The organism is Chryseobacterium indoltheticum (assembly GCF_003815915.1).
GTDB classification, from domain to species: domain Bacteria; phylum Bacteroidota; class Bacteroidia; order Flavobacteriales; family Weeksellaceae; genus Chryseobacterium; species Chryseobacterium indoltheticum.
This window is the reverse complement of the sequence record NZ_CP033929.1, coordinates 2,635,463-2,649,395: the sequence shown is the minus strand read 5'-3', so window position 1 is coordinate 2,649,395 and position 13,933 is coordinate 2,635,463. Positions and strand designations below refer to the sequence as shown.

Sequence of the window (13,933 nt, the reverse complement as noted above, 5' to 3'; positions counted from 1 at the left end):
TCAGAAATTTGCAATTATGAGTATTCAGGAAAATTACAACGATATAAAAAGACGTCTTCCGGAAAATGTCGAATTGGTTGCAGTTTCAAAAACGCATCCCACTTCTACTATTCAGGAGGTTTACGATTTGGGGCAGAAAGTTTTTGGTGAAAATAAAGTTCAGGAATTGGTTGAGAAATACCCTCTCCTTCCGAAAGATATTCAATGGCATATCATCGGGCATCTTCAGACTAATAAGGTTAAATATATTGCCGAATTTGTTGACACCATACAAAGTGTAGATTCTGAAAAGCTTCTGAAAGAAATTAATAAAGAAGCCGGAAAGTACAACCGTACAATAAAAGTTCTACTTCAGGTGAAAATTGCCGAAGAAGATACAAAATTCGGGTTGGAAATAGAAGAAGCCAAACCTTTATTTGAAAAATTTGTCAACGGAGAATTCGAAAATATTGCAATCACAGGATTGATGGGAATGGCAACTTTCACCGAAGATGAAAATCAAATCAAAAAAGAATTTTCAGTTTTAAAAAATCTGTTTGATGAACTAAGCCAGATCAAAAAACTCGAAACGTTATCAATGGGAATGAGTGATGACTTCCCTATTGCTATTGAGTGTGGTGCCAATTCTGTACGCGTAGGTTCTGCAATTTTTGGGCGAAGAGATTACTCAAAATAGACTTTTGGGAATGATTTTTGCTAATACTCAAGCAAAAAATACTTAAATTTGCAACTATGCAAAAAATCCTTATTGTAGAAGACGAAAAAGCAATCTCCGGAGTACTTCACAGTATCCTTTCGGATGAACTAACTGACTATGAATTTGTCATTGCCGACGATGGTTTGGAAGGCTATAAACAAATAGAGAAAGAAGATTTCGCATTGGTGATCTCAGACATCAAAATGCCAAAACTTTCAGGAACTGAGCTTTTAAAGCAAAGTTTAGCTCTAAAGCCAGAATCCACTTTTATCATGATTTCCGGGCACGCCGACATCGATTCTGCAGTTTCTTGCTTAAAGGACGGGGCATACGATTTTATTTCTAAACCAATTGATATCAATAGATTGATTACAAGTGTGAAGAACGCTTTGGTGAAAGAAACATTAAAAAAAGAAAATAAAAATCTTCAGACCGAAAATAAAACCCTGAAAAAGAAAGTCAACAAAAAATACCAAATGATTGGTGAATCTGCGGCTTTAAAGAAAATTCAGGAAATGATTGAAAAAGTAGCTGTTTCTGATGCTAGAGTTTTAATTACCGGACCCAATGGAGCAGGAAAAGAGTTGGTAGCGCATGCTATTCACAATTTAAGTGAGAGATCGAGAGGACCAATGGTGGAAGTAAACTGTGCGGCAATACCTTCTGAATTGATCGAATCTGAACTTTTTGGTCACGTAAAAGGATCATTTACAGGAGCAATCAAAGATAAGCAAGGGAAATTTGAGCAGGCAAACGGCGGAACTATTTTCTTAGACGAAATTGGAGACATGAGCTTAATTGCTCAGGCAAAAGTTTTGAGAGCACTACAGGAAAGCAAAGTTTCTCCGGTAGGAAGCGACAAAGAAATAAAAGTTGATGTAAGAGTTTTGGCTGCAACCAACAAAAATATGCAGACAGAGATTGAGGCTGGAAGATTCAGAGAAGATTTGTATCACAGACTTTCTGTAATTGAAATATATGTACCGCCTTTGGATGACAGAAAAGAAGATATCAATCTTTTAGTGAATCACTTTTCGGGACTGATTGCTGATGAACACGGTACTGCGTTGAAAAAATTTGATGATTCTGCGATTGATGCATTAAAAGCACTTTCATGGACCGGAAATATCAGAGAGCTGAGAAATGTTGTTGAAAGATTAATTATTCTTGGAGGAGCTACGGTTTCCGAAGAGGACGTTGCAAGTTTTGTTAGAAAATAATTTAATTATTAATTAAAATACATTATAAAAATTTGCAGTAACTATACTGCAAATTTTTTTTGAACTATTATGAGCTTTTTAAATAAAAATTACACGAAAGAAGCCTTAACGCTGGCTCTTCCGGTAATGCTTACGCAGGTTGGGCAGGTGTCTGTCAACCTTTTTGATAATATCATTGTAGGTAAACTCTTGGGAGCAGATGCTTTGGCGTCGGTATCTTTGGGGAATGCCGTATTTTTTTCGATGTTTGTTTTGGCGCTTGGTTTTTCTTTTGCCATTCCGCCATTGGTTTCTGAGGCACACTCTAAAAATGACCACAAAACCATTAATTCTGTTTTCAGTCACGGTTTTATCATCAATATGTCAGTTGGAATTATTCTGATGATTATCTTATTTTTGGGATTACCTCTACTCTATCACTCTGGCCAGCCGGCAAAAATTATTCCCGACACCGTAGATTTTTTATGGATTATGGCCATCAGCATTGTTCCGTTTATGGCATTTCAAACTTTAAGAGAAGTTTCTGAAGGATTATCTTATACGATTGGAGTGACCAAAGCTACCATCATTGCCAATGTGATTAATATTGTACTGAATTACGTATTAATTGAAGGAATTTGGATTTTCCCTGAAATGGGTGTAAAAGGTTCTGCCTTAGCAAGTTTAATCGCCAGAATTTTCATGGTTGTCTTTCTTTATTTTGTTTTAATGAAAGAACCAAAAACCAAACAGTACATCAAAGATTTTTCATTAAAAATGCAGGTTTTTTCTAAGAAAATGTTTGAAAAAATGGTAAGATTAGGCTTCCCTACTGCATTACAAATGTTTTTTGAAGTAACCGCTTTTGCAGGAGCAGCGTTTATCTGCGGATTAATTTCATCGCACGATATTGCTTCACACCAGATCGCTTTAAGTATGGCATCATTTACCTTTAATTTATGCATCGGTTTCAGTGTCGCTTCAACGGTTATGATTGGTAGAAAATTGGGTGAGCAAAATTTTGTGGAATTAAGAAAAATAGGAATCAACAATTTAAAAATTGCTTTTCTTTTTATGTGTCTTTGTGGAGTTATATTTATTTTAGGGCGAAATATTTTACCTACATTTTTCACAAAACCCGAAGAAGTAGAAGTAATTATGTTAGCTTCAAAACTAATGATTATTGCAGCTTTATTCCAGCTTTCTGATGGAATTCAGGTAACAGCTTTAGGAATGTTGAGAGGTTTACAGGATGTGAAAATCCCGTCAATCATTACATTTATTGCGTATTGGCTTATTACAATTCCTTTAGGATATTTCCTTTGTGTAACCTTAGAAATGGGCGCTTTCGGAATGTGGATCGCACTTGGATTAGGATTAACGATTTCAGCTTTTATGCTGGTGAAACGTTTTCTCGATATGTCTGCCCGAAGAATTAAAGCAAACAAAATATAATATTGAAAGCGGTCTTTGGATCGCTTTTTTTATTTAGCTGCCGTTTTAGGATCAAAATAATTATTTTCAAAGATTAAAAAGCTAAGTAAACAATTTTAAAAAGCAGGCGAGCTTTTCAAAATTGCACGCTTGCTTTTTCTAAAAGCTCCTGTGGATTTGTATAAGTCGACGGGAGCTTTTGTTATAATTGTCAATAGGATTTTGGAAAATGCTTTAAATCAATTAAAACCCAGAGTTTTTACGGTTTAAAATATTTGATTTAAAAAATAACACACCAAAAAAGTAAACAAAAAACCTCGCTTTTTTCGGGCGAGGTTTTATCATTTATTTCTTCAAACATTTTTCCAAGAACTGATCCTGTTCCCAAAGCAAATGCAGAATATTTTCTTTGGCAGCATAGCCATGAGATTCTTTTGGAAGAAGAACCATTTTCACAGGTGCTCCGAGGTTTTTCAAAGCCTGAAAATATCTTTCGGTCTGTAAAGTAAAAGTTCCCGGATTATTGTCGGCATCACCATGAACCAATAACAGTGGCGTTTTCATTTTATCAGCATTCATAAATGGCGACATCGTGTTGTAAATTTCCGGAACATCCCAATAATTTCTCTGCTCACTCTGGAAACCAAAAGGCGTCAACGTTCTGTTATAAGCTCCACTTCTTGCAATTCCGCAGGCATAATCTTTAGAGTGTGTCAAAAGATTCGCCGTCATAAAAGCTCCGTAAGAATGTCCTCCAACTGCAACTTTTGTTCTGTCGATATATCCTAATTGATCTACCGCATCAATCGCAGCTTTTCCGTTGGCAACCAGTTGGGGAATGAAAGTATCATTCGGCTCTGTTTTTCCTTCACCGATAATTGGGAATGCAGCATCATCAAGTACGGCATATCCTTTCGCCGTCCAATACACAAAAGAACCGTAATACGGGAATGTAAAATCGTTCGGGTTCTGAGTATTTTGTCCTGCTGTATTCTTGTCTTTATATTCTGTAGGATAAGCCCAGATTAATAACGGAAGTTTTTCTTTTTTAGCTTTTCTGTCATAGTTTGCCGGTAAATAAAGCGTTCCTGTCAAAGTAACTCCGTCATTTCTTTTGTAGGTAATCACTTCTTTATAAACATCTTTGATGCTTTCAAAAGGATTGGCAAAATTGGTTACTGCTTCAGATTTATTAGATTTAATATTTTTCTTAAAATAATTTGGATACTGACTTGCCGACTGCTGAATCGTCAATACTTCTCCTTTTTTAGGATCAATAATATCGATTATTTCCTCTTTGGTATTTTTAAGATTTGAGGTATAAAGTCTTTTCTTTTTTAAAGATTTCATATCCATTTCATCGATAAAAGGATGCTGACCATCTTTTGTAAATCCGTCTCCAATTAGATAAGATTTCTCCCCTTTCATATCTACAACATATCTTCCGAAGTCATTTTTTGTCGTGTTAAAATTTCCTGGATCACTGTAAACATCTTGGTAATTTCTATCTTCTATTACTTCAGATTTACCTGTATTTAAATCAACTAAATAAGATTTTGTGTTTCTTGTATCGTACCAGCTTTCACCAACGATAGCATAATGATTGTTTGTCCAGCTTACACCACCATATCTTTGTTTTGTTTTAAAGAAAGATTTTGGCTGAGCCGTAAACGGAGCTTCCAAAGTGAAAACTTCATCTCTGAAATCAACAGTTTTCGATTGATCTCCACCATCCAAAGCTTCAGCGTAAACCAAAGTTGCAGGTTGATCAGATCTCCATCCCATATCTCTTTTTCCGGTTCTTACAGATGAAAATCCTTTCGGCATAATTTCATTTAAAGGAACTTCATTCACCGTTTTTACTACATTTCCTTTTGCATCATAAACCGTAGTGGTCATTGGAAATCTGTTTAGCGGAACGATATATGAAAAAGGCTTTTTAATCGTAGTCAGCATCAGGTAATTTCCATCGGGAGAATAGCTTATTCCGGAATATAAATCCTGATCTTTTATCTTTTTTAAGCCTCCGTTTAGATCTACATTATATAATTCGGAAGCAGTAAGAATTTCAAAATTCTTCTCGTCTTGTGGATTTTTAAGTAAATCCTGATATGTTCTGTTTTGAGAAACTTTTCCATCTGCTGTTGAAACAATTGGCCCTGTAGGAAGGTCTTTTGAAGAATCTGTTAGTTTAGGTCTGTTTTCAGGAAGAACTTTAATCAAGAAACTCTGAGAATCTTTCATCCAGCTGTAAGGACTTCCTAAATTGGCATTCAGATTATCTTTAGTAATTTTTTTTGCGGTTGCCGTTTCAAGATCAAGGACCCAAAGTTCAACTCCTTTATCTGTAGTATGTGTAAAAGCTAATTTCTTCTCGTCCGGTGAAAATGATGTATTGCTGATTTTCGGATTTGCAGGCAAATTTTTAACCTGAACTTCCGTTTTATCGTTCATTTTACGCACTTTCAAATTGTTGGAATACGTAACAGAGCTCGAAATATTGGTCACAGGATTAATTCTTAATCCTCCCAATTTCATTTCCTGCTGATTGAGATCATCTAAAGTTTTATAGGTTGGTCGGTATACAAAAACAACCCAGTCCTTTTTAGAATTGGTCAAAACACTTGGCGGTCGGTCGTAATCTGCAAGCTTTAAAATTTCGGCAGATGGTTTCTGATACGTTATATTTTCCTGAGCTTCATAGAAATTAAGAAACGCAAGAAGACAGATGGTTAATTTAATCTTCATTATCTTTTTGATTTTTTACGAATTTAATGAAAAGTAATTAAAGTTTTTGGTGCATCATAATGATCCCAAATTTTAACGCCAAGTGCGCAAAGGTTTCTCTTTGTGCAGTTCAATGTTTTTTAGTTCGCAAGGGCGTTTCACTCAGCGAAGACCGAATAATTTACTTATAATAAACTATTTCTAAGGACTTCAGAAACTTTTTCGACTTCTTCTAAAGTATTAAAATAATGAGGCGAAAGTCTTACCGCACCGTCAACTTTTTTATCCGTAAAGTCAATTAATGCTGAATTTTTATAGCTTACCGAAAAGAAAACATTGTTTTCTCTCAACACTTTCTGAATATTTTCCAGATCATTATCCGGTCCGCAGAAAGTTACAATACTGCTCAGGTTTTTTCCGATATCTAAAACTTTAAAACTACTGTTTTTAAGGTTTGTTCTAAGCGTTTCAGCTAATTTTCTGTTGTAGTTTTCAATAGTATTCAGACCAATCGTATTGGCATATTTTACAGCTTCCATCATCCCTAAAACTGCAGCGTAAGAAACTTCCCAATGCTCAAATCTTTTAGCCGTCTTAAACAATTCGTAATTATCGTATTCCGACCAATGTGCGCCTCTCATATCCAACAAAATCGGAGCATAATCTTGCTCTAAAACTCTGTCTGAAACATATAAAAAACCACTTCCTCTTGGCCCTCTCATAAACTTTCTTCCTGTTGCCGTTAAAAAATCACAACCAATTTTATCGACATCAACAACCATTTGCCCAACCGATTGACAACAATCTGCCAAATATAAAACATCATATTGTCGGCAGATTTTTCCTACTGCTTCAATATCCTGAATCAATCCTGAATTGGTCGGAATATGGGTAACCGCCACCAGTTTCGGGTGATGTTCTTTGATTAAGTTTTCAAGTTCTTCTAAATCAAGTTCGTTATTCTCTAGTTTTTTAATTCGGAGTAAGTTTATATTCAGTCTTTTCTGAAGCGAAATAAATGTAATCTGATTAGAAATATAATCATCAACTGTTGTAATAATCGTATCTCCTTCTTCAAAAATAATACTCGAAAGCGCTTTCGCAAATGCTTCTGTAGCACTTGTCATAAAAGCGATATTTGAAGGTTTACAATTGATCAGTCTTGCAGTTTCAGCATAGCAATTATCAAGTAATTCTGCATTTCTATTGGCCACTTCATAGCCACCCAACTGTTCTTCCTGTCGCAAATAATCGATCATTGAATCTACTACAATGTTTGGCATTAACGAAGAACCTGCATTATTGAAGAATAATTTTCCGTCTGATAAACCTCTTATTTCCTGTCTTATTTTATCTGTATTCATTTTTTACATTTAATTTTGAATGATTGTGCTGTAATTTATTTACACTTCTTATCCGCCAAGTTTGTCAATCCATAGGAATCTAAATCTATTTGTATAAATATAATCTTAAAATCTTTGCTTAGATTCTTGCGGAATGACAAAATCGTGTTTACTTTTTCTTCTTATTAGACATGACAATTTTATACAATAAATCCCGAATTTGAAGTATCGGGATTTATTTATTTTAAAAATGATTTTTGTTAATCTAAAACACTCCAACCTCTTTTTGGATTGGTGTTTGAAGAAACTTCCTGTTCATTAACAATGATATTTTCTTTTCTCTGTCCGATGTAATCCAGTTCGCTCAGTTTTGAGAAAATAGTTTCCAGGCTTTTCAGCATCTGACTGATGTATAAAAGCGGTTCTCCGGAATTGTGATGGTCATAATTGGTTTCTGCAACAGTAGAAAGCTGATTTAATAAAGTGTGCGGCGCAATTTCGCTCCATTCTAAGCTGTAATTAAGCATTTCTTCCAATTCTCCGGGAACTAAAATCTGCGTTGAATTGTACATTCTTAAAGCTAATGTGGCAAAAGTTTCGATCAAGAAAACCGGTGGTTGATACGGAATAATGTTCCTGAACTGAAAATACATGTCTCCAAAAGTATTGACCAACACATTACACAAAGCTTTTACATTCAATGCTAAAGCTGTATTCTGGTTTTTATGCGAAGCTTTCTGAATGATTTTGAAAGCATATTGCTGTAAATTTCCAATAGATTTTGCATATCCGTTGTAATAATCAATCAAAACCGGATGGCTCTGAATCGAAGTGCACGGCGGAATAAAATTGGTGTTTACCTGAGCAATATTGCCTTTGAAATCAACTTTTCCCACTACCAAATAATTTCCTCCCGAATGATTGCTGTTCAGTGAACTTACCGGAAGCAATTCGATATGATAATTGGCGTGTGAATTCGGATGTCTTGGCGGAATTTCTTCAGGATCAATATCTCCAAAAGGTACTTTATCAAACGGATTTACGGATATTAAAATATAATATTCTCCATCCATCTGGTTTTCATCAAGATTTAAAGATTTAGCCAAAGATTTTACGCTCACTCTCCTGTCTTTCAATTCCAATCTATAGCCTGCCAACGTTACAGCACTGCAATTTTTAATAAACAATTGCACATCGTTGGTTGCTGTATTGTGAACATCGAAAATAGTTTTATCGGTAAACTCATTCGAAAGAGGCAGCAAACCGTAGTTATAATTGGTAATCCCAAGCGAATTACCATCTCTTATCGTATCTATTAAAAAATTATCCTGGTCGTTGAGATGTTTCTGCGAAACTTTCATTCCATCAACCCAGTTGATAGCAAAATGTTTTATGGGCTGTATCATATTGTAATATTGTTATTTGTGTGATTTTTATTTATTTTTTTCCTTCTTCTTCGTGCTGAATAACTCTTTTACAAATTACCACTTCGTTTTCCGAAATAGTATTCGTTGTAATATCCAAATCGAAATCGATGTATTTTCTAAAACTGAAAAACGATTTTTTAGTATAGAATATCCAGTAATAAGGTTGTCTTTGCTCATCTGTAAGATGAATAATTGATTTAGGGTTTTTGTGATTGTAATCGTCAACAACACGGAAAAACCAGTCTCCAAAAGTTACTCCGGTCGGTAAAGTTTTAGCTTTAATTCTAAAACGGTTTGCATCTTCAAGATTTTTGCTCAATTCAACATTTAAAACCATTAAACGGTCAAAGTCTGCTCCGTCAAAATCGGGTGGTTTCTGATCCGGAGAGTATCTCCATGTTTTATAAATATCAACAGGAATACTGATAAACTGAATGTAGCAATAATAGAATACCAACGGCACAAAAAATATAAGTACACTGGTTGCAGACATTACAGGATATCCTGCTCCTTTACTGATCAATCCGAAAATAAGAACAAAAAGATAAGCCCCCACAAGAGCACAGGTTACCGACAATATAGACTCGAAAGTAATGCTTGTAGTCTGCGACTGAAAGTGCTTTCTGAAAAACGTATGCATCAAATTGACATGAATAATCCCGAAAATAAGATAAATTATCTGAGAAATAAGATACCAATACGGATTAAACGAATTTCCTGAAAAGCCGAAAAGACCAGGCAGAGCAAGACACAAACTGCACAAGAGTACATAAACAATAATAACTCTGATTTTTATTGCAGGTTTGTTTTTTCTGATGACCCCCAAAATTACCATCATGATAACAGCAATAAGCGGGACCAAAATATACCTTAAAAATATACCTTTTACTGAAGAAATTTCCATTTATTTCTTTTAATATTTAGTTTGATTGATGAATGTAAATATAATTAAAATATTTTACAGAAAAGTAGAATAACCAAGCCTGTTTGTATTTCTTTGATCGTCTTCCAACACAAAAGAATAATCTCTTTTTTCTGTGATAAAATTTTCTTCAATATCTACAGAAACAGGAAGGCAATAATCGTACAAAGCCTGTAAAACTTTTCTAAAAGGATGACCGGGAATATAATTTTTCATCTCGTCATACGGGATCGGGCCTATATTTACAATCCAGTTTCTTTCGCCATCCATATGTTTTCCGCTCGCAATGAACGTGACACCCAATCTTGAATTTCCCAGAAGTATTGATGAATCGTCTTCTTTCATTCTATCGATTTCATTGGGCGTAAAAGTAATCTCAACGGGAACTTTCAGAAACGCAGTCATGCAACGTTCAAACCATTTTTTGTCACCTCTGATCTGGTGGAAAAATGGCAAAACATGAAGAAAAATGTACGCATTCTGCTTGTCCAGCATTTTAATGATTGGCCAAAGTTCACTGAAGATATTAAGAAGCGAATCGGTATCACTCGCCAGATCGAAATCATATTCTTTGAGTAAAGCACTTATTTCAGTGAAAAAAATTTCTAATTCAAAAGGCCTGAAAAACTTTCGCGCATCGTCTTCTATCCGTTTCTGTTTACGGATTTCTTTTACAACACCTTCTACATTTTTTCTTGATGTATTGAGTGACGGCGGATGAAAAACACCTTCCGGAAGATAATCGTAAATACCTTCGCGATACGTTTTAATATTGAGAACTTCCTCGTCAAAACCTAAGTAATGACTTGAAATACTTTTAATGTCTTTAAGATAAGCTCTGTCGTTTATTCCTATTCTGTCAATAAAAATATTGCTTACAGATCTGTGATATTTTAAGAGATTTACAGCAACTGCTTCAGCTTTAAAATCTGTCTGCAGCTTGTTGTAATGCATATCTATCGTGCTGTTATCGTACATATTTTTTTCCTGTGATCATGTTTGGTATCGTAAAGATAAAATATCTCTTTATATTGAAAAAGTATTTATCTCAAATTTTTATGTTTAATGATGTAATTTAATATAAATTATTGATTTCCTTATGTATTAATCTTTATTAAAATAGAAATGTTTTAAACTTAATGGAAATTCCGGCGATATTTGGAAATATACTTTACGTAAAATTAACAGTTCCCCAACCAACAAAAAATCATTTTAAAGCTAAATTTCCATGTGGCTGACTTATATTTGCAACTCGAAAATTAATTAAAGAAATGAAAAGTATTTATTCTAAAATTTTGCTTTTGGCATTCGTTGCAAGTTCAGTTTATTCTTATGCATGGGGATTAACGGGTCATCGAGTGATTGCGGAGATTGCAGAAAATCATCTTTCGGGAAAAGCAAAGAGAGAAATCAGAAAAATGTTGGGGCAAGAAAGAATGGCGTATTGGGCAAACTGGCCGGATTTTATTAAATCTGATACCACCGGTGCTTGGAAACAGGCTTCAGCATGGCATTATGTAAACATTGATCCACAAACAGATTTTACAGCGTTTGAAAAAGATTTGAAAGCTCAGGCCGGAGCCAATCTTTATTCGCAGATCAAAGTATTATCGAGTCAGATCAAGGATGAAAAAACTTCTGAAAAAGACAGAAAAATTGCTTTGATATTCCTTATTCATATGATGGGAGACTTGGCACAGCCAATGCACACCGGAAGATCTGAAGATTTGGGTGGAAACAAAATCAACGTTACTTATTTTGGTGATAAAACAAATCTTCATTCAGTTTGGGACGGAAAATTAGTAGATTCACAAAAATACAGCTACACAGAATATGCAAAGCTTTTAGATATTAAATCTAAAGATGAAGTAAAACAAATTCAATCCGGGACTTTAGAAAACTGGTTGTACGATTCTCATCAGATTGCCAATAAAATCTATGCTCAAACGCCGGACGGATCAAAATTGTCTTATGATTATCAGTATAAATTTAATGATACCATGGAAAGACAACTTCTTTACGGAGGTTTAAGATTGGCGAAATTGTTGAATGATTTATTCTAAAAAAGTGAATAGTCAATGGTGAATTTTAAAAGTCAATTTTTATTTTTACCTTAAATTATAGAGCGGAACTTCGGTTTCGCTTTTTTGTTTTAAATGTAATAATTTATCATACTTTGTCATGCTGGAAGCATCTCAATATAATATTAGAAAAAGAATGAAAACATTCAAGTTTAGATCCTTTCAGGATGACAAACTATGCGGATATTTTTCCGAATGTTGAATTTATGACTACAACCATAGCCCCGATAGTAACGACATCCTTTTTGGTGGCGGACGTAGCGAAGCGGAGATCGGTACCAAAAAGATACAGTGGATAGCGGGAAAAAGCTCTTTATAAAAATTTCAGATAATCTACAACTAAATTCTCAACATTATCTTAACTGAATAAAAAATTATTGTAACTTGTGTAACCTTTTTAATGTTTCGAACGTATAATGTAATAGCAACTCTATTTTTGAGCATAAAATAAATGAGACAATTAAAAATAACCAAGCAGGTTACCAACAGGGAAACCGCTTCACTAGACAAGTATTTGCAGGAAATTGGTAAAGTAGAACTAATTACGGCAGACGAAGAGGTAGATTTGGCGCAGAGAATTCGTGCAGGTGACAGAGCCGCATTGGAAAAATTAATCAAAGCCAACCTTCGTTTCGTAGTTTCTGTATCTAAGCAGTACCAAAACCAAGGTCTTTCTTTGCCCGATTTAATTAATGAAGGGAATTTAGGATTAATGAAAGCTGCAAAAAGATATGATGAAACAAGAGGTTTCAAATTTATCTCTTATGCAGTTTGGTGGATTCGTCAGTCGATTTTACAGGCTTTGGCAGAGCAATCGAGAATTGTAAGATTGCCATTGAACAAAATTGGATCGATCAACAAAATCAACAAAGCTTACGCTCACCTTGAGCAGGAAAACGAAAGACCACCTTCTCCGGAAGAATTGGCTGAAGTTCTTGACATGAGCGAGGAAGATATCAAAGAATCTATGAAAAACTCCGGAAGACATTTGTCTATGGATGCGCCTTTGGTAGAAGGTGAAGATTCTAACCTTTATGACGTTTTACGTTCTGGAGAATCTCCAAGCCCGGATAAAGATTTGATGCTTGAATCTCTTCAAATTGAGATTGAAAGAGCATTAAACACTCTAACACCGAGAGAGGCAGATTTGGTAAGATTGTATTTCGGATTGAACGGAAAACATCCAATGACTTTGGAGGAAATCGGTGAAACTTTTGATCTTACCAGAGAAAGAGTTCGTCAGATTAAAGAAAAAGCAATTAAAAGACTAAAACACAATACCAGAAGTAAGATTTTGAAATCTTATTTAGGTAAATAATTTTTAGTTTACATAATTATTAGCGGAGTTTGATTTTTCAGACTCCGTTTTTTTGTGACAATTTTTGAGTATCTTCAACTCATTAAGATAATGAATTAACCATAACGTCTGTCATTCAGAATGAAGCTTAGCGGAGTGAAGAATCTCTACAATAAATAGAAGATTAAGAGATTTCAAATAAAACCCAATAAAAAAACATATATGAAAAAAATACTTATTACTTGTACTCTATTTTTATTAATAGTTTCTTGTTCAAAAAAATCAGACAACACTACTATTATTGAAAATGCAGCAGAAAATACAACATCAAGTTTTCCTATTAAAAGAATGGGAAATTCTGAAGCTATCGTAGATGGAATTTTCAACGAACAAATTAAGAAAGATGAAAAGTTAAAGAAGTTTCATGAGAAATTTTTAGCATTACAGAATGACACAAGAGTTGTGAATAATATTTATAATGATATAATTAGTAATTCTGAGAGCTATTATAACGATGCACAAATTCGAGCAAAAAACATCCATGATTCTTTACTAAAAAAACAACTTTTAGCCCTTGTTTTAAACAGTTCTGAAAAATATGATTTAAAAGTAAGAAATATTGAAAAATTAAAAATCCAAACTAATCAAAATTGAATTCACTCTACAATGCTTTCAAAATCAAAAAAACGCTTCCTGAAATTGAAAAATATCAAAACGCTCATCCTTTGAAAACGGACAGCTTAAATAATTTTATCAACAAGCAAAATCAATTGTTGAATGAATTGAAAAATTTGAAGTAAATTTTT

12 protein-coding genes are annotated in these 13,933 nt (G+C 34.2%); 7 read left to right on the top strand and 5 right to left on the bottom strand.

What is annotated here, in order from left to right:
• Positions 1 to 16: 16 nt before the first annotated feature.
• The 3 genes from EG358_RS12215 (at position 17) to EG358_RS12205 (ending at position 3,351) form a co-directional block, all read left to right on the top strand.
• On the top strand, positions 17 to 676 hold the full coding sequence (locus EG358_RS12215; RefSeq protein ID WP_076558476.1) for a YggS family pyridoxal phosphate-dependent enzyme: 660 nt from the start codon (positions 17 to 19) through the stop codon (positions 674 to 676).
• 56 nt (positions 677 to 732) lie between these two features.
• Positions 733 to 1,917, top strand: coding sequence for a sigma-54-dependent transcriptional regulator (locus EG358_RS12210; RefSeq protein WP_076558474.1), 1,185 nt, complete (start codon positions 733 to 735; stop codon positions 1,915 to 1,917).
• Between the two features lie 69 nt (positions 1,918 to 1,986).
• Positions 1,987 to 3,351, top strand: coding sequence for an MATE family efflux transporter (locus EG358_RS12205; protein WP_076558472.1), 1,365 nt, complete (start codon positions 1,987 to 1,989; stop codon positions 3,349 to 3,351).
• Between the two features lie 324 nt (positions 3,352 to 3,675).
• Here EG358_RS12205 and EG358_RS12200 read toward each other — a convergent pair whose 3' ends face one another.
• From EG358_RS12200 to EG358_RS12180, 5 genes are all read right to left on the bottom strand, one after another.
• Entirely contained in the window at positions 3,676 to 6,078 is a 2,403-nt protein-coding gene (locus EG358_RS12200; protein WP_076558470.1) for a prolyl oligopeptidase family serine peptidase, read from the bottom strand.
• Between the two features lie 164 nt (positions 6,079 to 6,242).
• The gene (locus EG358_RS12195; protein ID WP_076558469.1) at positions 6,243 to 7,421 is read right to left on the bottom strand and encodes an aminotransferase class V-fold PLP-dependent enzyme; all 1,179 of its coding nucleotides are present in this window, start codon (positions 7,419 to 7,421) and stop codon (positions 6,243 to 6,245) included.
• Positions 7,422 to 7,660: 239 nt separating this feature from the next.
• Positions 7,661 to 8,806 (bottom strand): hypothetical protein, encoded by a 1,146-nt coding sequence (locus tag EG358_RS12190; protein WP_076558468.1) that lies wholly within the window; start codon positions 8,804 to 8,806, stop codon positions 7,661 to 7,663.
• A gap of 31 nt (positions 8,807 to 8,837) precedes the next feature.
• Positions 8,838 to 9,731: a TssN family type VI secretion system protein gene (locus EG358_RS12185; RefSeq protein WP_076558467.1), complete on the bottom strand. Its 894-nt coding sequence runs from the start codon at positions 9,729 to 9,731 to the stop codon at positions 8,838 to 8,840.
• A gap of 54 nt (positions 9,732 to 9,785) precedes the next feature.
• Positions 9,786 to 10,727 (bottom strand): type VI secretion system baseplate subunit TssG, encoded by a 942-nt coding sequence (locus tag EG358_RS12180; RefSeq protein ID WP_076558465.1) that lies wholly within the window; start codon positions 10,725 to 10,727, stop codon positions 9,786 to 9,788.
• Positions 10,728 to 11,020: 293 nt separating this feature from the next.
• Here EG358_RS12180 and EG358_RS12175 point away from each other — a divergent pair, with 293 nt between their 5' ends.
• The 4 genes from EG358_RS12175 (at position 11,021) to EG358_RS19665 (ending at position 13,927) form a co-directional block, all read left to right on the top strand.
• The gene (locus EG358_RS12175) at positions 11,021 to 11,812 is read left to right on the top strand and encodes a S1/P1 nuclease (RefSeq protein ID WP_076558463.1); all 792 of its coding nucleotides are present in this window, start codon (positions 11,021 to 11,023) and stop codon (positions 11,810 to 11,812) included.
• Between the two features lie 469 nt (positions 11,813 to 12,281).
• On the top strand, positions 12,282 to 13,148 hold the full coding sequence (locus EG358_RS12170; protein WP_027385416.1) for a sigma-70 family RNA polymerase sigma factor: 867 nt from the start codon (positions 12,282 to 12,284) through the stop codon (positions 13,146 to 13,148).
• Between the two features lie 201 nt (positions 13,149 to 13,349).
• On the top strand, positions 13,350 to 13,781 hold the full coding sequence (locus EG358_RS12165; protein ID WP_076558461.1) for a hypothetical protein: 432 nt from the start codon (positions 13,350 to 13,352) through the stop codon (positions 13,779 to 13,781).
• Entirely contained in the window at positions 13,778 to 13,927 is a 150-nt protein-coding gene (locus EG358_RS19665) for a hypothetical protein (protein ID WP_159436354.1), read from the top strand. Before EG358_RS12165 ends, EG358_RS19665 begins: the two co-directional genes overlap by 4 nt.
• Positions 13,928 to 13,933: the final 6 nt, after the last annotated feature.